The organism is Paenibacillus sp. GYB003, from assembly GCF_036577625.1.
Classification (GTDB): domain Bacteria; phylum Bacillota; class Bacilli; order Paenibacillales; family NBRC-103111; genus Paenibacillus_AB.
In genome coordinates this window covers 1-22,112 of record NZ_JARBDC010000003.1, presented here as the reverse complement: position 1 = coordinate 22,112, position 22,112 = coordinate 1, and the positions used below count along the sequence as shown (strand labels likewise).

Genomic DNA, 22,112 nt, shown 5'->3' with positions numbered 1-22,112 from the left:
CGTGATTGGACTAATCATATCATGCCGACCCGTCAATGTTAATAAAGGATGGTCATACCCGGGGGATAAGACCATCCTTGATCCTGCAATCGACGATCCGCTTTGTCGCCTTATTGTTCCATTTGCGTCAGCAAACGTTTGCTTTCTCCGCTATCCGTCTTGAATACTTCGTATATGTTCAGGGTCAACGGATAATCGAAGCTTTGCGTCGTACCGGTAAACCGGATTTTATTGATTCCCGATACGAGACGCCCCATCCCGGTCAGCGGAGCTGTGCTGCTCGCGACAAGACGGTCGGAGCCGTCATGCAATTCGAACAGCAGGACGGGGAACGATTGGTCGACTCTGACGCCGGGGTCGCGCTCGATCGTTATATTGTAGTTGCCGACGTAAGAGTATTCCAACGTTTGCGGATTAAAAATAAAGTTCGTGCTGTTGCTCTTGACGCTGAGCTTGAACGGATAGACCGTAAACGAATCCTGCCGCTCGTAAGGAACGGCTTCCGTTCGGATCGCGGCAATCGTCGTTTTGTAAGGCGCCGTCGTAACGGCGTCCTCGATTTCCAGAACAAGGCCTTGACCGGTCTCCGTGGCGGGCAGGGCGAACGAGTAATTGATCGTGACGCTCTCCTGGGGCAGAAGCGGCGTTCCGCCCGCGGACTGCCTGCTGCCGTCGTAGCGGTAGCCGTCGGAGCTGACCAGGCCGGTCTGGAATACCGGAATCGGGATCGGGCTGTCGCCGTTGTTCGTGAGCAGGAACGTGGCCGTGACGGTTTTCGTGCCTTCCTCCGCATTGTCGTTGATCGGCAGTCCGACAAGCGAAAGCTTCAGATCGGGGTGAATCAATTGATTTTTAGCGTCAAGCTCGATTTTGTCTCCGAACGAATACGTCGGGTATGAACCGGAGCCGCCGGACGCCGCGGACAAATCGATATGCAGCCGGCCGACCTTGTAGCTGACCGGCGCGCTTCCCGCCGAGCCCACGAACGTCTCCGTCGTCAACACGTTCAAGCCGGTCAAAACCGTGTCCGTATCGGTCGGGATCGCGTAATGAATGTAGGTTTCCTCCTGCGCCTCGAGAGCGATCGGTTCTTGCTCGACCCGGCTTCCCGCAAACACCTTGCTCCCGCTTCTGCCGTCGATCGCAAAATCGGGAACGGGCTCGCGATGATCCGCCGTGTTGGAGGCGAGCAGCTGTACGACATACACCGTGCCTTTGTCCGTCATTTCTTTCCGGATGCCGACCGGCTTGTAGGAGATCGGGGACCGCAAGGACGGGAACGAGAACGAAGCTCCCCATGCTTGCGATACCGACGGATCGACGGCAACGGCGCCTTCGCTCCCGTTCCATGGCCGGGAGACGATGGGGATGGATATCAGCAGTGTTTCCTTTTTCGGATACACGTAATAATCGACTTCCTTCAACAGCACTTCGATTATGTCAACGCCGTCCGTTCGATCGATCGAGGTCAAAAAGCTCAATTCGGCGCTCGTTTTCGGCTGAACCGCTTTGGCGTTGGCGGCGCTCGGCTGCAGCGAATATTCGGCCCCGTCCTGCGTTCGGACGAGCAGCTCGTAGTCCGCCAGACGCTTCACGGCGCTGCCGGTGTTGGTAATCCGAAGCACGGTACCGATCCGGTTCCCCGCCGACGTTCGTTCATTCAGAACGCTTTTCAATTCGACTTGAAGCTGGTCGGATAACGCGTATACCGCTTCCGGCATGGCGGTCGCAGCAACGGCGCCGGCTTCCGCCGAAGCGAAAGCGGTCATTCCGTGAACGCCAAGCATGGCCGAGATCAGGGAAGCCGCGACAGTAATCCGAAACGTTTTTTTCAAAAGAACTCGCCTCCATCGTTGGTTATGGGTTCGCTTGCTGTACGGTTTCTTTGTCCTTCAACAGATTTTGGCCGGAAACGATGACCTGCTCGCCTTCCTGCACGCCCGAGATCGCTTCCTGGTACGTATCCTTCAGCCGTCCCAGCTCCACCTTCCGCTTTTCCGCGACGTTGCCGTTCAGAATGTAGACGAACGTTTCGCCTCCTTCGCGGACTACGCTCGTAGTCGGAACCGTAACGACGATTTGATCGGCTTCCTCGTTCATACGAATTTGCACCTTCATCCCCGGCTTCAGCTTGCGCTCGGGATTTTGAACTTCCAGCTCCAAGGAATACGACTTCGTCTGGGCGCTCATCACGTCGGCCAAATACGTGACCGTACCTTTCAGCCGCTCGTCCGTACCCGGAACGACGATCCGTAGCTCTTGCTTGCCGCGAATCAGCTTGGCGGCATCTTCGGTCAATTCCGCTTTCACCTTAACGGGATCGAGCCTCTGAATATCACCCGCCGAAAACCCCGACGGGACCGTCATTCCCGCTTCGACGTTAAAATCCGTTAAAACGCCGCCGACCGGCGCCCGCACTTCAAGGTTTTCCAGCGCGCGGTCGATCTCCTCCAACGACAGCTGCGCGGTTTGCAGCCCTTGCTCCAGTTGGGAGAGCGAATTGGTCGACTCCATCGTTTTCAATTTGGCGCGGCTGCTTTCCAGATCCAGCCGGAGCCCGTTCAGCTGCGTTTCGAGCTGCTCCAGTTGAATTTTCGATACAAGCCCTTGATCGTAATCGTTTCTCATCTTATTGTAGTTTTTTTCGGCGTCCTGAACCGATTGCTCGAGCTTGGCGATTCCGTTCCGAAGATCCCGCTTGCCGTCGGCCAAATCTTGCGCCGCCTTGGCCAGCTGCTGCTGCGTCCCGCTGATCGAGACGAGCGCCTTTTCCTTTTGCAGCAAGACGTCCTTCGGATCGATCCGGAACAACAGCTCGCCCTTCTCGACCGTATCGCCGCGCTTCTTCAGCACTTCGAGCACTTCCCCGCCCGCTTTGGTCGCAACCGTCATGCGGGTGGACGGCACCACGTCCGCGACGTGCTCCATAGGATCGTCGATCGTTCTTTTTTCGACTTTCGCCGTCTTCACCGTTTTGACTTGCGATTGTTCCGCCGCCGCCGGCTTGGCCTCCGGCGTCGCGCCGCAGCCGGAGGCGAGCAGCGACGCTCCGAGAAGGAGCGCTCCGGCGGCGGCCATACGGGTTTTGGTACCCATTCGGAATGGTTGTTTCATACGGACAGTTCTCCTTTTTCGCTCAGGTGACTTTGGCGGATTTACGCGGTATGGCCGCTCGCAACGTTCGGCTTCGTTTTCCTGCTGCGCGACAGACGGCTCTTCATGTTGGCGATCAACTCGTACATGACCGGGACGACGACAAGCGTCAAAATGGTCGACGTCGTCAACCCCCCGATGACAACGACCGACAGACCTTTGGATATCAGAGCGCCTTCGGAGAAGCCCAGCGCCATCGGCATCATGGCCACGATCGTCGCTCCCGCCGTCATGATGATCGGGCGGAACCGGCTCATGCCCGCTTCCATAAGCGCCTCCCGCGTATCCATCCCGGCTTCTTCGTTTTGCTGCACGCGATCGATCAGCACGATGGCGTTCGTCACGACGACTCCGATCAGCATGAGGAAGCCGATCAAAGACGTAACGTTGATCGTTTGCGCGGTCAAAAACAGGCCGAGGAATCCGCCGATCGCCGCTAAAGGCAGCGAGAACAAAATGACGAACGGCGCGCTTGCGTTGCCGAAGGCGAGCACCATGACGAGATAAACGATGCAGACGGCCGCCGCCATGGCGAGCACCATCTGCCGGATGCTCGACTCGATATCGTCGTTGACGCCTTGCGTTTCGGTGCGAATGCCGTTTGGCAGCTCGACCTCCTTCAGGGCGAGGCTCACTTTGCTGCTGACCCCGCCTTTGTTCCGGCTGTCGATGGAGGCGGTGATCTTGACGTACTGCTCTTGATTTTCCCGCGTAATCGCAGTCGGCGCGTCGGTTTGCCGCACTTGGGCGACGTCGGTCAAATTGACGATCATATTCGTCGGAGTGCGAATTTGGAATTGCCCCAGCTTCAACAACGAATCTTTGTAATGGTCGTCCAGCATGATCGTTACGTTGAAGACGGTGTTGTCGAAACGGTACTCGCCGAGCTTGACCTCGGACAGCCAGCTCGATACGCTGTCCAGCACCTGGGCCGCGGTCAAGCCGTACAAACGGGCTTTGTTCTGATCTACCTTTACTTCCACCTCTGTTTTTTTCTCGCTGAGACTGTCTTTAATATCCGTCAGCTCGGGGAATTCCTTCATCTTTTCCTTGATCAGCGCCGCTCCCGCTTCCAGCTGGAGCAGGTCGTCGCCCTTGAGCAAATAGGCGAAATCTTCGCCGGTTCCCATGCCGGCGGTCGCCGCCAAATTGCCGGTCACTTCGGAGCCGCCCGGCATCAGCTCCGCTATTTTCGCCTCCATCTCTTTCACGAGAGAAGCGGGATCGGAATCTTCCGACGAGGAAGCCAAAATGATGCTTTTATACGGCACGCGATCGTCGCTGTTGTCGTAGCCGACCATCGATTCGACGTACGTGAAGGCCGGATTGCCTTTCGGATCTTTCTGCTCGGCGAGCAGCGCCTCGATCTCCTTCACTTTGGCGTCCATCGTTTCCATCGACGTCTCGCGCTGCATGCTGATGTTGAACTGCATTTCTTTGCCGTTCATGCTTTTCGGAATAAACTCGCTTCCGAGAAACGGCATCGTTCCGCCGACGGTGACGACAAGCAGCAGCATCGACGTCAGCACGGTTTTTTTCGGATTGGCGAGCGCCCAGCCGATGATCCGTTTGTACATTTGCATGAATTTGCCGTCCGTCGACTCGTGATGCTTGATGTTGCCGCTTTTCAGCACAAGCAGCTTGGCCAGCATCGGAATAACGGTCAGAGCGACGAGCAGGGAGGCCAGCAGCGATACGACGAGCGTTACGGCGAACGGTCGGAAAATGTCTCCCAATATGCCGCCCACCATCGCGATCGGCGCAAACACGCCCACCGTCGTAATCGTCGACGACGTAATGGCGGATGCCACTCTTGCGGTCGCCAGCTTGATGACCGATTCGTTGCGTTCCTGGCTTTTTTGCAGCTCGCTGTAGATGTTCTCGATGACGACGATGCTGTCGTCCACGACGCGCCCGATCGCGATCGTCAATCCGCCGAGCGTCATGATGTTGAGCGTAATGTCGAGCCCGTACATGACCAGCAGCGTGATCAAAACCGACAACGGAATGGAGACGAGCACGATCAGCGTCATTCGAACGTTCCGCAAGAACAGCAGAATCATCGCCGCGGCCAGAAACGCGCCTATCGCGCCTTCCTTCAGCATCCCGTTGATCGATTTTTTGACCTCGACGGCTTGATTCATAATCGTCGTAAACGTAATGTCCGGATACTCCGTCTTCCACTGCTCGACCCATTTGTCGATTTGGGCGGAAAACTGAACGGTATTGGCTTCCTTCGTTTTGAACAGCGACACCGCGATGGCCGGCTCGCCGTTCAGCCTGGACAAAAACGTCGATTCGGAAACCGCCTCGACTTTGGCGATTTGCTTGAGCAGAATCGTATCTCCCGCGGCCGTCGATATTTTCATATTTTCCAGATTGTACAGGCTGTCCAGGTCGCTGACGATCCGGACCATCTGGTTGTTTCCGCTAAATTTGACGCTTCCCGCCGGGCTCGACAAGATCGACGCCTGGATGCTCTGGGATACTTGGTTCGGCGTCAAGCCGTAGTTCAGGATGGCGTTCAGATCGAGCTTCAGCTTCAGAAGCGCCTCCTGGTTGCCGATCGCATCGACATGATCGAGTCCGCTAACCGTACCGAGCGCCGGTTCGAAAATGTCGTTGAAAATCCGGTCCAGCTCTTCCTGGCTCATCCCGTTTTTTCCGCTGATGGCCAAATTATAGACGGGGATGGAGCCGAAGCCGAACGTAAGCACCTGCGGCTTGTCCGCTTTTTGCGGAAGCTTGACGTTCGCGAGCAAGCTTTCGATATCCTGCTTCGCGTCCTCCGGCTTCCGACCGCTCTCCAGCTCGATTTGAACCATCGAGAAATTGTCCGAGGAGGTCGAGTGTATTTTTTTTACGCCTTCCGCCCCCGCGATCGCTTTCTCGATCGGTTTGCTGACATCCTCCATCACGTCCCGCGGAGGCGCCGTATAGACGGTAGTCACAAACACCACCGGCAGCGATATATCCGGCATCGTCTCCTGCTTCAACGAAACCGCGGATATTCCTCCTGCGCCGAACAATATCGCGCAGATGATCAAAACCGCCGCCACGTTTTTCATGGAAAAGCTCGTCAACTTGTTCATCATCTCTCTACTCCTCCGTTACGATGGCTGGCAAACCTGCATGCAGGTCGAGCTTTCGGGCGCTTTCGGATCGGCGTTCGGCACGGTTCGAAGATTCATCACTCCTTAAAGCTCTCGTTGCGCCCCGGTGCGAGTGGCGCCGCAGCGTCTGTTCCTGCGCTTCCCTTTCGTGCGCCATGCCTGCGAGACACAACAGCATCGTCTCGAGAAGGGCCGACACCTCCGACAGTCTTTCGATCAGAATGCGGCGCTCCGATTCTTCCGTTTCGGCAGCGGATACGGTTGACAGCGCATGCAGCATCTGTCGGAGCGTTTGCAGACGCGCCGTCCAGAAATCCGTCATGTTCTGCGTAAAGCTTTTGCCGATCGGATCCGGAAGCGCATAATAGTCCCGGCGATCGCTTTGCCGCGGAAGTTTTCGACACAGCCCCTGGAACGCCATCGTACGAATCTGGATGCTGACGGCCGCTTTGCTGACCTGCAGCCGTTCCGCGATTTGTTGGAGGGACAACGGCTCCGGGGCGAACAGCAGCAAGGCGTAAATTTTCCCTGCAAGCGCGCTGCCGCCGACTTTCTCCGCTTCCGCGGAAGCGCAGTGAACGATAGCTTGCTTCACATCTGCGAACGAATATCTCGAAATGCTCACGGGCGGCTCCTTATCGATAAGCAAATGTCTTCCTCTTATTGTAGTAAGCGGGAAAATCTCGTTTAAGTAGCAAACGTAAGGAGTTGCACATGATAAGTATCATATTGCGCGGTTTAAATCCGGTAGGGACGAACAAGCGTATGTATTGCAAATACGAAAAACTTTCCGGGAAAAACGTCCGGACGGCAACTGAAACCGTTGCCGTGTCGGAACGCAGCGCCTCAAGCTCCGCGCATTTGTCCGGCCGGGGAAAATCCGACTGATCGCAGCCTCCGGTAGCCCCCCTTCCCCTGCGATCCATAGCGGCGCCCCCTCGGCTTCGCGGCCAACGCGATTGCACCATCGGCTCCCGAGCCGCGGACCGAGTTTTGACAAGCTTTTCGGTCACGTTGAAATGGCGGAGAGACGGGGCTCCCGGGATTTAACGGGACTTCCTCCCGCTACATGCATCGGTTTCAGCGTTTTCGGAAAAATAAATGGAATAACACCCGTTATTTTGGGCGAATTTTCCGTATTCCCGCCCCTTGATCGAATTTAGATGGAGGATTTCCAGCTTACGCATTCCAATCTGGTGCAGCTAATGAAAATAACGGGAGGATTTCCAGCTACATAAAGTCAATCTTCGTGCCTTACGGCAGCTGGGGCGGAATCCGATATATAATGCACCGCGCGACTTAGCCAAAACCAAAAGAGCCCCACCGCCGTTTCCGGCGATGGAGCCCCTGATTCATCCAATTCGATTTTTCTCCTCTGCCTTCCGCGTGTCTAGGAGTGCCGCAAATCGCGTTCGAAAATGACGGGCAGCGTGAAGTAGAAAAAGCTGCCTTCGCCCGGCTTGGCGTCGACGCCGATCTCCCCTTCGTGATGCCGGACGATCTCCTTGCTGATCGCAAGCCCGAGCCCCGTCCCTTCGGCTTGCCGGCGTTGCGGCGGTTTGCCAGAAGCCGGCTGCGATCGCGCGCTCAGAAGGCAAGCCAAGCCGAGGAGCAGGACGAGCAATAAGCGATACCGGCTCGCCGGCGATGTATGTTTTGCTTGCGGCACAGCTTATGAAGCCCCCTCGTTCAAGTCGCCGTCTCTTCCCTCACAATACCATAGAACGGCCGTACGGAAAACGGGGTGTACCGCTCGACGGTTCGCCGGTGACTTGAAACGCCCCCATGGCGCGGCTCTTTTTTGAATTCGAACGTTACGTAAACACGGTATTTCAGCTTCGCTTGCCCAGGATGCTCGTCACGGGGAATTCAATAATCGGCCGCCTGCATTTCGGCGCAGCAGAACTGCGGCTTGCGGTATGCCGAGCCAAAAGCCGGAGAGCGGCACGAAGAAGACCCCGACCAAGCACAGCGCCATTAAGTGCACCCCGAGAAATGTCGGGACGCGCTGCCCGGCTCGCGCAAACCAGCCGACTACCCGGGAAAACGTCCACAGCATCGCGCCGAAGATGAAAAACCAAAAGGCGCTGCCCCGATCGGAATGCGGCACGACCGAATTGAACAATCCGACCTTCGCCATATCCTTGATCGGCTCCCAGTACAAAAACAGTCCCACGACCGTATGCAGAACGGCCGTCCAGGCCAACGTTCCCCCAATGATTTTGTCCGGTTTCATGCGGTTTCCTCCAATTCCTTTCGGTCATCATTCCGTTATGTCGATCGTGCGGCCGACGCTTCGCTTGCTCGCCTTTTCTTGCGGTTTCGCGGCCGCCCGGCTTTCCAGCCTGCCGATTTCGGCGTCCAGCAGCGAGCGCAGCCCTTTCAACGCCTCCGCCCGCGAAGCGCGAAAGTGCCGGTTCGCTTCCATCGGCGCACAAGCTTCCGCGAGCGCTTCGTGTATCGCGCCGCCCGCCTCCAACAGCTTCATTATCACATCCCGTTTCATCGACCAAGTTCCCCCTCTTCGCCGCTCGCTTGCTCGCGTTCTCCGAATCGAAGAATCAATTTGCCGTCTGCGAATTTTGCGCTCGCAATCGGGCGACCGAGCAGCGGCTTCGGCATATGCAGCTTCCGCTTGTAGGGGCCGGCCTGGACGGTCAGCTCTTCCCCTCGCTGGTGGAGCTGGAGCTGCTCCTTCTCGACGAAAGGAAGCGCAAGCTCCATCACATAGCGCCCCCCTTCCTTCCGGACCGTCCGGGTGTTGTCGCAGTGCAGCACGGCGTAGACGTCCGTTCCGTCGAAAGCCGCATCGCCGATCCGCTCCAGCATCGGCAAACCGACCACTTCGGATTCCATCAACGGAATTCGGAATATCGGAAGCGGGCTGAAGCTGTCCCGGATTTCTTCCTCGTACTTGTCGTGAATCCGCCGCCATTGGGCCCAATAGCTGCCGCTCGCCTCCGGCGGCAAAAACCGGTTGATGACGATCGCGTCGGTATTGAAGCCGTACAGGTTCAAATGCGTAAAGGCCCGACGCGCTTCGGATATGACCATCTTCTCCGGATTGACGACGATGCGCACCGAGGTGATGTCCCGATTCATGATCCACGTCTGGAGCTGCTCAAGCTCGCGTACGAAGGACTCGACGCTGCCCATCACGTTGTCGTCCGGCAGCTCAAGCCCCCCCGCCACCACTTTGGCGACCGGCCGCGCCAGCTTCACCAGCCTGCGCTCGAACGGGAATATTTTGTTCACCCACCATCCGAGTACGCTCGGATAGCTGAGCAGTCGCAGCGTTTCGCCCGTCGGCGCGCAATCGACCACGATGGCGTCGTATTCCCCGCTTATCGCGTGCCGCTTCAATTCCATCAGGCTGAACAGCTCCTCCATCCCTGGAAAAACGAGCATCTCCTCCGTCGCCAAATCGTCAAGCTTCGCCCATCCCATGAATCCCGTCAGCCAGCTTTGGACGGCGCCCCAATGCTTCTCGGTTTGCCGGACGCTGTCCACCTCCTGTGCCCATAACCGTTCCGCCGCCTGCACCGGCTCTCCGCCGAGCGTCATATCGAGCGAATCGGCCAGGCTGTGAGCCGCATCCGTACTCATGACGATCGTCCGCAACCCGTGCTTGGCCAAGCGGACTGCCGTAGCCGCCGCGACGCTCGTTTTGCCGACGCCGCCTTTTCCCGTATAAATGATAATTCGCATCGCCATTCCCTCCATTTATTACGATTTCGTAGTATTTGGCGAAAAACAGCGGCAGCGTCCAATGGAACGTTTGAACGTCTGCCGTATGAAACCGTCCGTACCGAATCAATCCTCGATCGCAATGCGCGAAAGCCGTTTCGCCTTCCCGCCGGCTTCGCGAGTCTTCGATTCTTTTCCGGTCTGCAGCGCCTTCATGACCTTGATCGCGAGCGACAAAAATTGCTGAAGCTCTTCCGCGGTCAACGCCGCCTGAACCCGCTCGAACAACCGGTTCATGGTCGTGCGGGCACGAATCGCCAGCTCGCCCCCTTCCGCCGTCAGACGGACCAAAAAAACGCGCTGGTCGTCGGCCGAACGGTTCCGTTCGACCCAGCCTTTTCGCACCAGCCTTTTCGCCAAGCTGGTGACCGTACTGAGCGGAGCTCCAAGCTCGGCGGCCAGCTCGGACATCGTCAGCTCCTCGCGGTATTGAATCGTAAGCAGGGCGGCCAACTCGGAGCGGTTCATTTGCCGCTCCAGCTCAGTCGCCTCTTCGAGCAAGCTTAGCGGCCGCAAGCCGTTACGAACGAACAGTTCGAATAACTGCTCCATAAAGCCGCCAACCTCCTGAACGTACGAAATGGTAACTATTCTTCGAATTGATTTTACTACGATATCGTATCAATTGCAAGCCCGGCTGCCGTGCCGGACGCCGCCTCATTACCGACTCCGGCAAAGAACGCCGCGGCCGCTTCCGCTTCTTGGAACGCTGTTTGCAAAACCTTTTCACGGCCTAACCGATATATGCCTTGAGCGCGAATGATACGGTAATCCATCCCCATGAAACGGAACATCGATTTCAAAAATTGATGGGAATATTCGACTTCCGTATACCAATCGTTGTTCGTGTAAATCCCGTCGCTCGCTTGAATGACGAGAACGTTCCGGCCGTCTTTCAGCAAACCGACCGATCCTTGATCGGTATACGCGTAGGTCTCCCTGGGAATCAGGATGTTGTCCATGTAATCCTTGAGTTTCGACGGAACGTTGAAATTATGCAGCGGCATCGCGATCACGTACTTTTTCGCGCTCTTGAACTGCCTCAATAGTTCGGCGGTACGGGAGGCTACCCGTTGTTCTTCCTCCGTCAGCCGCTCTTCCTTTTGTATTTTTTTCCGCGCGCTCAAAAAGACGGAGTCGATGCACGGCACATCTTCGCGGTACAGATCGATTCGTTCGATAGCCCCTTCGGGATGAAGACTTCCGTAGGCTTTAAGAAAGTGATGCAGCACTTGCAGGCTGACCGACGATTCGGCGTCCGCATTCGGATGTGCATGGATGACGAGCAGTTTGTCCATTTCGTTTCGCTCCCGGTATCGTTTCGTTTTTGGATTTGCGCCGAATTCCATGAAGCTCATACGGCCGATATGCGCCACATGGACGACGACTTCGTTCCAGCGAGAAATCGGACTGAAGCCGGCTGCCCTCATGTTTTCGCTGCAACTGTTAAGACAAGGAGCGAATCGATGTTGTGACAAATGCAGAGGAGCCAACTCCCCCCCGTGCGTACCGAGCCCATTCCTTCATAAAACGGCCGCGCCTCATGCGCCGCGATCGCGCTTGAAGCCGGTTCGTTGCCGCGGACGGGCATTAAACGCAAAATTACACATTCCGACAGCTTGCGACTTATCGTGCAGTTGCGGGGTTGAAAAATTTGTCTGAACGACCTACTCGCGGAAGGGGTTAAATTGGCTCCTTTTTCCCATTATTGCGAAAACAATCTTTGCTATGATGTAGCCGTGTATTAGGTTCCAGCCTCATCGAGACCTTCTTCCATCGCGTTAAACCCGCAAATCCCGCCACCTGGTTGCTCTTCCGTCACCCATCCGCAACGCCGAGGAGTGAACGCCTATGCCGTTCCGGTTCGACGCCGCCTTCGCGAAGGCGAGCGTCCTTAACAATCCGGCCATTGCCGAAGTCCTGACCCGGGTTCGCCTGAACCAAAAGGACTATGCCCGGGAGGAATTGGCCGTCCCCGTCTGTCCGGCGGAGGAGGTGAGCGACGCCATCCTCTTGGAGCAGCCGGCCGATTCGGCGAACAAAGTGTACGTGCCCCGCTACAAGCTTGCCACGGAGAGGACGGCCGGCGGACAAGAGCAATACCGCGTCTCCGTCGAAGAACGTGCCCCGGGTTGGGCGTTGCGCGTTCATCTGCTCCGTTTCCCGGCCGAAGAAATCGAGCAAGCCGCCCGCGACGCGTCGGCAATGCCGCACCGGGTTACCGTCATTCTGCGATACGTGCTCGTCGGCTCGGGCGGGGTGCACAAGGAATTGACGTTCGGCGACGTTCTCGAGCAACCGGACGGCATTCAAGCCGCCGTGCAGCTCGATAGTATGGCCGAGCGCGACGAATTGTACGCCGCCCTGACGGAGCCCCAGGCGAATGCGGTCTTGATCGTCCGCCGCGCCGTTCAGGTCGCCGTTCCGGCAGCCGCGCCGAAGGAGTCGTTTCCGAAACCGCCCAACAAAAACCCGCTGCCGATTCCAACCGGCCCCGTCAAACCGCTCGGCGGCCCGCGGCCTTACCCGGTTCGTCCCGCGAACCCGGTCCCGCCGAAGCCGCAGCCCCTCTCGATCCGCACAACAAGAGCCTTCCAGGACCCGAGCAAAATCAACAAACTTAAACTGTCTCCCGACTTGCTAGTTGTCGCGGGAAGAGGAACCGCAAACATCGACTTGTCGGTCGCGCCGCCGAAACCGCGTTATCGGATCGTCGACCGCGTGCTGGACATTCAGCTCCCTTTCTATTTCCCGGCCCATTTGCACGGCTACATCTTCGGCGGCATAGCGCCCGCGAGCGGCGGCCCGGGCTTGATCCGGCACCAGGTTCGCCACGGCGACGATTTTCACAGCTACTATCAGGAAACGAGCCGCCGGTATTTGTTCTATTATTTGCCGGATGCCTTCAAGCTCGCCCGATTGCCCGAACCGCCCTACCTGCCGTTCCTATCGGCCAAGTTCACGTCGGAAGACGGTTCGCTTCGTACGTCCCGGGCAACGTTGGACTATGCGGCCGTCCCCTGCGTCGCCCCCGATCGGCTGGAGGCGGCCGCCCAAGAGCTGAAAGCCCATGTGAGCGGAACGCTTCCCGACGGGATCGCGGGGCCCGTTTTCCAACCGCTGCTGGCGGATACCGGCCGTTTGTCGTTCCGCCTCGCCCTCCCGAACAGGGCCGGACCGTTTCAGCTTCGCGAGGGAGCGCTGATCAACCTCAAGGAGGGCATCGTCGACTCGCTTTCGTTGTCGCTCCAAGAGCTGCAGCAAGTATTCGAGGCGCTGATGGGGTCGGAGACCGCATCGTTCCTCATGACGGGCGAAGTGGAGGTTCATCTGGACGACGAGCATCACCGGGTCGCCGAGAAAGTCCCGTTCACGGCCCGGATGGACGATCTTGCCGGAGAACTGTTCGATTATGCGTATTCCCCCGATCCGGCTTCCGGCGGCGTACAGGTCACGCTGCGGAACTTGATCGAAAGCCCGGTTCGAATCGGACGGCTGAACGCCAGGCTGGACCGCGAAGGCACCGAGGTTCCTTGCGAGCTCCAAGGCGTCGCGTTCCCGGTCGAGCGTCTCGCCTCGGGCGAAGAGCTCGTCTTCACCGTGGTCCCGGCGCCCGGTCATTCGGGCGAAGGAAAGGTTTCGGCCACGGTGCTGCCCGGTCCGGGCGACGTTGCCGTTATTCCCGATCGGGAAGCGATCTGGAACGCCATTCAGGATCCGTTCACCGCGCAGTACGAGCAGGACATTACGGTCAAGACGCTGCCGGCGATCTTCAACCTCCCCCCGGGCAAGCCGGAGGAACAACGGCTGAGCGAAATCGTCGTCGAGCTGAAGCACGGAGAGGACAGCGGCGTCACCGTGTCGTTGAGCCCCGAGCAGCCGGAGGTCAAGGCGTCGCTGCCGTTTCCGATCGCGGATGTGCTGCTGCGGCGCGCGAACAGCGGCGTCTATGAGTACAGGGTCAGCGCCATAAGGCTTAGCGGACAAACGACGAAGGAATGGAAAGCCAAGAGCGGCGATTTGCTCTATATTCTGCAAGGGGATGTAGATTGAGATGAGGTGGCCGGACTTCCAACAGACGATTCCGTACAGCGAATCCCGCATCTACTATCCGTTCGAAGGTCGGGGGCCGTTCGTCGTCACGCCGGACGGTCTGGATTTGGCTTCCGGACCGGACGGACTGCCGGATATGAGGCTGCAGCTGTACCGGGGCCAAAATCCGATGCTGCCGCCTTCGCCCTACGGCATCCTCCAGCTGCGTCTGAACCCGAGCTTTCCGATCGGGCCCGCTTCCGTGCTGCTGCGCGAACGGCATCGCGGAGCCGAGCTCGTGCCGGCGATCTTCGCCGGAGGCTGCCTCCGGCTGCAAGCCCCGGACGGCGTACAATTGCCTCCCGAAGCGTCCCTGCCGATTCCGCTGGCTTGGAACGGCCTTACGAACGCTCGCCTGTCGCTGCGGGTGACGGCCGAAGGCGCGCTGCTGCTGAAGCGCCTGCTCGAGGACGAAACGCTTCCCCTGCGGGCGCAGGTCGAACTGGAAATGACCGGCATCGCCCCCCGCCTGCCGTATCGCGTCCGCATCGACCCGGCGCGCTTTTACGCCGCGATGAAAGCCGGATTGGATGCGGACGGCCGGATGGCCCGCGATGAGCTGGTACGCCGGTTCGGCGGGGATTTGTCGAAGCTCGGCCTCGCGGTCGAAGGTCGGGGCCGGGACGCGAGTGCGGGTGCCGGTGCGGACGACGTCCGCGACCCGCTGGAATTGGCGGAAACGTTGACGGATTGGGTCCGGGCCCGGTTCGGGGCGTTCGCGGCCGCTCCGATTGCGGACGGCCGCGGGTATATGGCGCTCCCCGGGCTGGCGGACGGCGGGGACGGCGTTTCCGGGCGAATGGAATGGGACTTGTCCCGGCCGCTCGAGACTTGGCGGCCGCTCGTCCTGTCCTTCCGCCCGTTCGATGCCGCCCGCGAGGGCATCCGCACGGCGGGCATCGACACGATCGCCCCGCCGCCGATCGTCGTACCCGCGCTTTCCACCGGCATGCATCAGATCGACGTAACTGCGAATATTCCGGGCGTTCGGCCCGGCGTCGCGGCGATCGGTGTCACGCTGCGGGCTCCGCCGCGTCCGCCGTCGCGGCCTCAGGCGATCGCAGCCTCGGCCGAACTGGTTCCTCCGTCCGATACGGCGGCCGTCCGGCTCAAGCTCTCGCCGGCGGAACCGCTGGAATATACATACGCCACGTTCGCGATTTTGGCAAGCACCCGGGAAGTTCGCCAGCTGGGCGGGCAAGAAATCGCCGCAGTCGGCGAACGGCTGTATCTCACGCCGGCCGACTTCCCCGTCCGGTTCGTCCCGCAAGCCGCCGACAAAAGGCTGTTGGAGCTTGCAACCGTTCACGGCCGCTGCACCTGGAACGAGGACGGGAGGACGGATAGTTTGACTTTCGAGCTTGACGAAGCCCGAACGGAAGCCGCGATCGCCGTTCCGGTCAACGCTTCGGAGGCGACCGTCGAATACGAGTTCCGCGCGAGAAAAGGAGACCGGGTGCTGAAGCGGGGACCGCTCCCCCTCGAACCGCAGCTGCTCGGGGTGCACATGTTCCCGGAGTACGGCACGCACGAAATTGTCCTCGAGCTCGACGGGACGAACGCCGGGCCGCTGGTGGCGGTCGACCTGCTTCCGGAAGACCGGCCCGAGACGGCCGAGTCGATTGCCGTCGTCGCGTTGACGCCGGACCAGCCCCGGAAGACGTTCGCTTACTTTGCGTCCTCCCCTTTTCATGCCGGCTACCGCTATCGGCGGCACGCGGATAGCGGCGGCATCGCCGGACCTTGGTCCGCGGTACGGTCGCCGTTCGAACGTCTCCTTGTGCGAGGTGGGGATTGATATGAACGAAAGGCAAAACGGGGACGGCTTTCGGTTCCGCGACTTACTTTGCCATGCGGATCCGTCGGAGCCTCAATCGTTTTATTACAGGCCGGCTTCCGTCGTGCCGGAACGCGATCCGGCCGGCCGGCCGTCGCTGATTCTTTGGCTGGGCGACGCCGGATCGCGGCTGCAGCTCGGCGCGCAGTGGTCGGCGGAGGAGCCGGCGCTGGCCGCGCTGCGCGCGGAGATCGCGCGGCGGTACCCGGAGCGGAAGCTGTCCCCCGCCGCCATACGGCTTCAGCCGGAGCCGGCCGACATCCGGCGGGTGTCGCTCGAAATCGGCGACGGGTCGGGGCCCGGAGCATTTGCGGAGCTGCAGCAATCTTCCTCCTCCGGATACCCGCCTTACAGCGCCGTTTTCAACGCGCCGCTGACTCCGGAGCAAGCCCGGCAGGCGGCAAGGGCGTTGAACGGCGCTTCGGATTGCCTGCGGGTCGCCTATCGGGGAAGCGTTCGCCGAACCGGGGCCGCCCCGCTCCCTTTCGAGGCCGTCGCCGACGTAAGCGCCTGGTTCCCTGCAAGCACCGGGACCGGGCACATCCGAATCATTCCCTCCTGAATCCCGGACATCGTATCGAGGATTCGGCGAGGATCACCCTAAAGGAGGAATATGCGATGCTAATGTGGGATAAGCCGGAGGTGCTCGAAGGATCGACCGTCTACCGGGACCATGCGGACGGGACGACGTACTATGTGCTGCCGAGCCAGCCCAGGTTCCGGATCGACGATAACGGACAGCCCGTGTTCAAGTTCATCAAGTACCGCTTCCCGATCGACAGGCAGGATGGCAAGAAGGGCGGCGGGTTTCTGATCGCCGATGTGGAATTCGTCGTGCCCGAGGACAAGTTGGCCAAAATCCGCGCCATTCTTCAGGAACGGCAGGAGCAAGACTGGAGGAATCGGGGCCTGCAGCCGCCGGCGCCCCAGGTGAAAATCGGCCAAATGAGCTTCCTGCGCGGTTCGGCGAGCATCACCGTGCTGGACAGCGCCGGCGCCTTCGTGGAGAAGATTACGAGCCCCGGCGCGCCTTCGCTGTACGGCAAAATGATCACGCCGTTCACCGTCGAGCTGTCGGCCGAAGGCGCCACGATGCTGGAGCAGGCGCTTCAGGACAAGGGCGGGATCGTCCAGGTCGCCTATGACATCTGGATGCCGGTTCGGCTCCCCGCGATCACCGCGACCGTTTGGTTTAACGCCGAGAAGTTCATGGAGTTTCATCAGGCGATCGACGTCGAGGAACATTTCTGGTCCGAAGACAGCTACCGCCAAACGTTGACGGAGAAAATGACCGAAACGAATTCCGGGGGCGTCGACATCAACCCCGGCGGAGTCACCGACCAGAAAGTGCTGAACGCGGTGCGCGATTGGGCGTGGAAAAACCTCGAGGACGGAGTGGCCAAAATGCTTCTGGGCGACATCCCTCCCGTCGACCCGAACGCCGCCAGCGTCTGGTACAAGGAGCACGACCTCGAGAACGTCAACATCGATACCGTGGTCAGCAAAGCGGTCAGCTTCCGCCGCACGTACAAGGAAGGCGCGATCATGGAATGGAACCCTTCGCCGCGCGGGACGCTTCCGAACATCACCGGCATGGTCGGGCGGGACGGCAAGCCGTTCAAATGGTCGGACTTCTCCCGCGTCGTCGATTTGAACGATCCGTTCTTCAAGCAGCTGAACGTCACGGCCCGGGCGAACGCGGACTTCGAGAAGCTGCCTCTCGACAGCATCGAGGTCAAGCTCGAGTACAAGCAGGGCGCCGAGCACAGCGTGAAAGAGGTGCTTCTGAAAAATCCGGACGAAGTCGGCAAGTTCAGCACGTATATCGCGAACGACAGCTACAAGTACAAATATTCGTACCAGGTCAACTACAAGAACGCCTCGGAGCGCTACCAATCGGCCGAGATCGAAAGCGACGAAGAGCATCTGACCATCAACGTCGGCGATACGGGCATTCTGCTGGTGGACATCGCCCAGGGCGACTTGAACTTCGATCAGGTGCAGGAAGCGCTCGTCACCTTGCAGTACGAGGACGAAGCGAACGGCATCCGGCCGGTCGAGCAGGTGTTCAAGCTCGATAAAGACCATCTCGAGCATCGTTGGGTGCACGTGATTTTCCAGCCGCGGCGCAATCCGTACCGGTACCGGGTCAAGTATTACATGGCCGACGGGAAGGAATTCGTGAACGACTGGCAAACCGGCGGATCCCCGAAGCTGTTCATCGACGACCCGTTCAGCGCCAGCAAGACGGTCAACATCCGCGGCTTCGGCGATTTCGACACCCGCATCGACACGATTTTCGTCGACTTGAAGTACCGGGACGACGCCAACGCGTATACGCAGACGCATTCGGTCGCGTTGACCAAGGAAAGCACGTTCGAGGATTGGACGTTCCCCGTCGTCTCCGAAACGGCCGGCAAGGTCACCTACTCCGCGAACATCCGCTTCAGGGACGGAACGGTGCGGCAAATCGCGGAAACCGCCGCCGAGCAGGGCACGATCATGCTGGGCGACGCCGTCCTGTATCAGGATATCGAAGTCATGCCGGACCTGGTCGATTTCGAAGCGGTGAAGCTGATCAAGGTTACGCTCCATTATGAGGACGAAGCGAACGGCATTGACGAGTCCGGCGACCTTGTATTCAAAAAAGGCGCGGCCGACACGCTTAGATGGAGCTTCCCCTACAAGGACAAAACGAAAAAGAGCTACGACTGGAGCGCGTCGTATTTCATGGCCGACGGGTCGGTGAAAAAGATCGCCGAAACCGAATCTTCGGAAAAGACGCTCGTCCTGCCCGAGAAACCCGCCTAGGAGGTGAAGCCGGATGCTCTACCTTGCCCCGCCCTTTCACATCATCAACCGGGTTACGGTGTTCCGCGACCACGAAGATCCGCTGCAATGGTATTATTTGCCCGGACCGCCCCGGCTGACGCAAATCCGGGACGCCGCCGCCGGGGTGCCCGTCCCGCAGCTTCAAGTCGTCGAATTTCGCGGCGCGGCCGGGACCGGCGGCTTCCTCAACTTCGACGTCAATCTCGGGATCGATCCCGAAGCGCTGAACGACATCCGCGACGAGATTAAACGGCTGGAACATCTTCGCGACTCGCCCCGGCTGGCGCCGGTCCCGCTGGTCGACGGCACGGTGAAGCTGATGCTGCTGGATCAACAGACCGGCGACGCGCCGGAGGTACCGGCCCCGCCCGGGCCGACAGGCCCGGCCGGTCCGGCCGTCGGGGATCCCGCCGCTGCAGGACCGAAATTCGTGCTCAAGCTCAGCCATCACGCCAAGCCGGCGCTCTACGGCGACAATCAGGCCGCCTTCTCCTGCCGGCTGACCGAGGACGGGGTCAAGGTGCTGAAGAAAGCGCTGCAGGGCGAAATGTCCCCGATCGGCGTCGTCTTCTCGCTCGACTACTTGGCGCTGCGTCCCGCGTACTCGGTTCGGCTCGACATCGACTGGGACCGGGTGCAAAAGCATCTCGACACGACGTTCGGCACCGACTCGATCTTTTACCAGTCCGAGATCACGAAAGCCGTCGACGAGCTGATCGATAACCGGTCGATTGTGCTCGAGGTCGACACGTTCGTGCCGGAAGGCGAAGATTCGGAGCTGATGGCCCGCCGCGACCAAGCGGTGGACGAAGTCCGCGACATGCTCACCAACGCTTTTTTCGAGCCGAGCCTGAACCCGGTCGAGCCCAAGGAGGATGCTTGGGACAAAATCGAGCACCTGGCCAAAACGACGTCGGCCCTGGCCGTTACCGGGGGATGGGGTGCGCTCGTCGGCTTCTCGTACCGCAAGATCGACCGCCGGCGCATCGACCGCAAACGGCTGGACTTCAATATTCGGGAACGGACGACGGTCAAGAAGACGATTTACCCGCAAGGCCACCTGAGCGGACTGTTCCGGGTGCTGCGCGAACCGGGTATCGACCTGAACCGCTTCGTCCTCTCGGTCGATCTCGACGATCCTTGGTTCGCGAGGCGAAAGCTTCAAGTCATCTCCCGGGCCGATTACGCCGCGGATCAGATCGCTTCGATCCACGTTCATCTGGACTACGGCGGTCAGACGAAGAGCGCGGTGCTGGACGCCGCGGCCAAAACGGCGGCCGTCGAGTGGAACAGTCTCCTCGACGGCGGGGCGATGCGCCAGGTCGTGACCGCGCGGTACACCGTAAACTTCCGGGACCAGGACGGCACCGAACGGCCGCTGACGCTGCAATCGCCGGCCGTGACGGAAACCGGCGAATATTTGGAGATCAATCCGCGCGAGCTTTACTCCATCGTGCCGATCCCGGTTCAAGCTTTGAATTTTCCGTGGGAGCGCTATTCGCACGTCGAGGTGCAGCTTCAATATGCCGATCCGGAGCGCGGGATACGCCAGGCCGACAGTTATTTGTTGAAGAAAGAAGACGTGACGGAGACCGTCTGGAGCATGTTCGTCCTGAATCCGGCCCACACCCGGTTCCGGTATAAGCTGATCTATCGGGCCGTCGACCATCGGGATGTCGAAACGCCCTGGGTCGAGACCGACGAAGAGCGGCTCACGATCCGCGATCCGTTCCCGCAGAAGCGGACGCTGGAGATCGTCCCGGTGTTCGACTGGACGAAGGTCGATCGCGCATTCGTGGACGTCTCGTACGAAGACCCGGAGAACGATGTGGTCCAGGAGGCCTCGTTCGAATTCAACGGCTCCGCCACGTCGACTCAAACCTTCCTCGTCGCGTTGAAGGACCCCGACCGGCGAACGGTCGGCTACCGGGTGACGGTCATCTACAAAGACGGGACGGTGGCGGACATTCCGCAATCGTTCACCCTGCAGAGGCGGATCACCCTCCGCGACGACATGCGGGGCCACAAAATCGTGGCCATCCGGCCGGAGTCGGGCGATTTCGCCGGGCAGAAGCTCCGCGACATCGTCGTGAAGGCCCGGTACGAGGATGCGGAGCACGGCCTGAGCTTCGAGGACGAATACACGTTCAAAGCCGGAACCGACCGCGCTCATTTCGAATACGACTTCGTCGCTGGCAGCCCGACGCCGTATCGTTACCAGATCGTCCGTCGTTACGCGAACGGACTCAGCAAGACCGTCGACTGGAAATCGAGCGACGCAGGCGAGCTAATCGTCCCGCTCAAATAGCCGACCCCCGAACTACGGAAGGAGGAAAGCGCATGTTACTACTGGGCAGCCGAACGATTACGATCGAGGGGATCACGATCTTCCCCGATCATGCCGACCCCAGCCAATTTTGGTATTTGCCCGGCCCGGTCCAACTCGCCCGGCGGAGCGGCCGCGCGGCCTTCACGTTCATCAAGTACAAACCCGCGGCGGTGGCCGCCGGCGCGAAGGGCGGCGGATTTTTGACGTTCGAGGTCAACCTGCGGCTCGATCCCGATTTGGAGCGCCGCATCCTGTCCAAGCTGCGGACCCTCTCCAAGGAGCGGCCCAAGCTCGCCGCCGTCCCTTTCGACGAAGGCACCGTCCAGTGCATCGCCCTCAACGTGCAGGGCGCGGGCGGAACGGCCGCCGCCGGGCCGGCCGGCCCGGGCTCGTTTCACGCCGTCGAGCACATATTGGGCGCGTCGGTCCCCTCGCTCCACGGCGAGAATACCGCGGCCTTCAGCCTGACCCTCAGCCAGGAGGGCGCCACGATTTTGGAAAAGGCGTTCGCCCAAGGCACGGAGCCGGTGGGCGTCATCTACGATCTCAAGTTCACCGGGATGCGACCGGCGCTGAACGTCGAAATCACCGCCGATCTGGAGCGCGTATACAATCAATTGAGCGCAGGACTGGAAGCCCAGGTCTACTTCGTTCGCGCCGGGATCGACGCGGCGTTCGAGAAGCTGGTGCAGGACGGCGCCATTCGCATCAAGGTGATCGACTTTACGGGCGAGGAGGACGAGAAGGAGAAGGAGCGCTGGGCGCTGGACTTCTTCAAGGAGAACCTGCTGCGGCAGTGGTTCGAACCGACGCTGACGCCCGGCCAGGTCGCCGGCGGCGCCGTCCAGCCCGAATCGCTCGATCAGGTGCTGCGCCGCGGCAACGAGCTTCGCCCGCCTGCGACTCCGGTACCGCCGCGTCCCGAACCGGCGCCCGCCGCGCCTGCCCCCGGGACTGCTGGCGGACCCGCGGCCGCCCGGCCCGCCGTCAGCCCGACGCAAGGCACCGG

General features: G+C 60.0%; 16 protein-coding genes. 6 read left to right on the top strand and 10 right to left on the bottom strand.

What is annotated here, in order from left to right:
* Window positions 1–110 precede the first annotated feature (110 nt).
* The 10 genes from PV407_RS02645 to PV407_RS02600 all read right to left on the bottom strand — a co-directional run bounded on the left by PV407_RS02645 (window position 111) and on the right by PV407_RS02600 (window position 11,311).
* A complete protein-coding gene (locus PV407_RS02645; protein WP_332088316.1) occupies window positions 111–1,835 on the bottom strand; it encodes a hypothetical protein in 1,725 nt (574 codons plus the stop codon).
* A 22-nt stretch (window positions 1,836–1,857) separates the two neighbouring features.
* Window positions 1,858–3,114, bottom strand: coding sequence for an efflux RND transporter periplasmic adaptor subunit (locus PV407_RS02640; protein WP_332088315.1), 1,257 nt, complete (start codon window positions 3,112–3,114; stop codon window positions 1,858–1,860).
* A gap of 41 nt (window positions 3,115–3,155) precedes the next feature.
* Entirely contained in the window at window positions 3,156–6,245 is a 3,090-nt protein-coding gene (locus PV407_RS02635; protein WP_332088314.1) for an efflux RND transporter permease subunit, read from the bottom strand.
* 7 nt (window positions 6,246–6,252) lie between these two features.
* Window positions 6,253–6,891, bottom strand: coding sequence for a GbsR/MarR family transcriptional regulator (locus PV407_RS02630; RefSeq protein WP_332088313.1), 639 nt, complete (start codon window positions 6,889–6,891; stop codon window positions 6,253–6,255).
* 765 nt (window positions 6,892–7,656) lie between these two features.
* Window positions 7,657–7,935: an ATP-binding protein gene (locus PV407_RS02625; RefSeq protein WP_332088312.1), complete on the bottom strand. Its 279-nt coding sequence runs from the start codon at window positions 7,933–7,935 to the stop codon at window positions 7,657–7,659.
* A 189-nt stretch (window positions 7,936–8,124) separates the two neighbouring features.
* Complete coding sequence (locus PV407_RS02620) at window positions 8,125–8,502, bottom strand: DUF6463 family protein (RefSeq protein WP_332088311.1); 378 nt, start codon at window positions 8,500–8,502, stop codon at window positions 8,125–8,127.
* Between the two features lie 27 nt (window positions 8,503–8,529).
* On the bottom strand, window positions 8,530–8,772 hold the full coding sequence (locus tag PV407_RS02615; RefSeq protein ID WP_332088310.1) for a hypothetical protein: 243 nt from the start codon (window positions 8,770–8,772) through the stop codon (window positions 8,530–8,532).
* The gene (locus PV407_RS02610; protein ID WP_332088309.1) at window positions 8,769–9,974 is read right to left on the bottom strand and encodes an ArsA family ATPase; all 1,206 of its coding nucleotides are present in this window, start codon (window positions 9,972–9,974) and stop codon (window positions 8,769–8,771) included. Before PV407_RS02610 ends, PV407_RS02615 begins: the two co-directional genes overlap by 4 nt.
* Window positions 9,975–10,079: 105 nt before the next feature.
* Window positions 10,080–10,565, bottom strand: a complete 486-nt coding sequence (locus tag PV407_RS02605; protein WP_332088308.1) for a MarR family winged helix-turn-helix transcriptional regulator — start codon at window positions 10,563–10,565, stop codon at window positions 10,080–10,082.
* 56 nt (window positions 10,566–10,621) lie between these two features.
* Window positions 10,622–11,311, bottom strand: a complete 690-nt coding sequence (locus tag PV407_RS02600) for an FMN-dependent NADH-azoreductase (protein ID WP_332088307.1) — start codon at window positions 11,309–11,311, stop codon at window positions 10,622–10,624.
* A 553-nt stretch (window positions 11,312–11,864) separates the two neighbouring features.
* Here PV407_RS02600 and PV407_RS02595 point away from each other — a divergent pair.
* From PV407_RS02595 to PV407_RS02570, 6 genes are all read left to right on the top strand, one after another.
* The gene (locus tag PV407_RS02595) at window positions 11,865–14,066 is read left to right on the top strand and encodes a hypothetical protein (protein ID WP_332088306.1); all 2,202 of its coding nucleotides are present in this window, start codon (window positions 11,865–11,867) and stop codon (window positions 14,064–14,066) included.
* A gap of 1 nt (window position 14,067) precedes the next feature.
* The gene (locus PV407_RS02590) at window positions 14,068–15,903 is read left to right on the top strand and encodes a hypothetical protein (protein ID WP_332088305.1); all 1,836 of its coding nucleotides are present in this window, start codon (window positions 14,068–14,070) and stop codon (window positions 15,901–15,903) included.
* A gap of 1 nt (window position 15,904) precedes the next feature.
* Window positions 15,905–16,504, top strand: coding sequence for a hypothetical protein (locus PV407_RS02585; protein WP_332088304.1), 600 nt, complete (start codon window positions 15,905–15,907; stop codon window positions 16,502–16,504).
* A 56-nt stretch (window positions 16,505–16,560) separates the two neighbouring features.
* Window positions 16,561–18,753 carry a hypothetical protein gene (locus PV407_RS02580; protein WP_332088303.1) on the top strand — a complete coding sequence of 731 codons (2,193 nt, stop codon included), beginning with the start codon at window positions 16,561–16,563 and terminating at the stop codon, window positions 18,751–18,753.
* Between the two features lie 13 nt (window positions 18,754–18,766).
* Window positions 18,767–21,082, top strand: coding sequence for a hypothetical protein (locus PV407_RS02575; RefSeq protein ID WP_332088302.1), 2,316 nt, complete (start codon window positions 18,767–18,769; stop codon window positions 21,080–21,082).
* 32 nt (window positions 21,083–21,114) lie between these two features.
* A partial coding sequence (locus tag PV407_RS02570; protein WP_332088301.1) for a hypothetical protein occupies window positions 21,115–22,112 on the top strand: 998 nt, incomplete at its 3' end.

Bases quoted from the DNA above. Each gene is read 5' to 3' on its own strand.
- PV407_RS02605 (WP_332088308.1), bottom strand. From the start codon at position 10,565: ATGGAGCAGTTATTCGAACTGTTCGTTCGTAACGGCTTGCGGCCGCTA.
- PV407_RS02575 (WP_332088302.1), top strand. From the start codon at position 18,767: ATGCTCTACCTTGCCCCGCCCTTTCACATCATCAACCGGGTTACGGTG.
- PV407_RS02580 (WP_332088303.1), top strand. From the start codon at position 16,561: ATGCTAATGTGGGATAAGCCGGAGGTGCTCGAAGGATCGACCGTCTAC.
- PV407_RS02610 (WP_332088309.1), bottom strand. From the start codon at position 9,974: ATGCGAATTATCATTTATACGGGAAAAGGCGGCGTCGGCAAAACGAGC.
- PV407_RS02600 (WP_332088307.1), bottom strand. From the start codon at position 11,311: ATGGACAAACTGCTCGTCATCCATGCACATCCGAATGCGGACGCCGAA.
- PV407_RS02615 (WP_332088310.1), bottom strand. From the start codon at position 8,772: ATGAAACGGGATGTGATAATGAAGCTGTTGGAGGCGGGCGGCGCGATA.
- PV407_RS02585 (WP_332088304.1), top strand. From the start codon at position 15,905: ATGAACGAAAGGCAAAACGGGGACGGCTTTCGGTTCCGCGACTTACTT.
- PV407_RS02595 (WP_332088306.1), top strand. From the start codon at position 11,865: ATGCCGTTCCGGTTCGACGCCGCCTTCGCGAAGGCGAGCGTCCTTAAC.
- PV407_RS02635 (WP_332088314.1), bottom strand. From the start codon at position 6,245: ATGAACAAGTTGACGAGCTTTTCCATGAAAAACGTGGCGGCGGTTTTG.
- PV407_RS02590 (WP_332088305.1), top strand. From the start codon at position 14,068: ATGAGGTGGCCGGACTTCCAACAGACGATTCCGTACAGCGAATCCCGC.
- PV407_RS02620 (WP_332088311.1), bottom strand. From the start codon at position 8,502: ATGAAACCGGACAAAATCATTGGGGGAACGTTGGCCTGGACGGCCGTT.
- PV407_RS02640 (WP_332088315.1), bottom strand. From the start codon at position 3,114: ATGAAACAACCATTCCGAATGGGTACCAAAACCCGTATGGCCGCCGCC.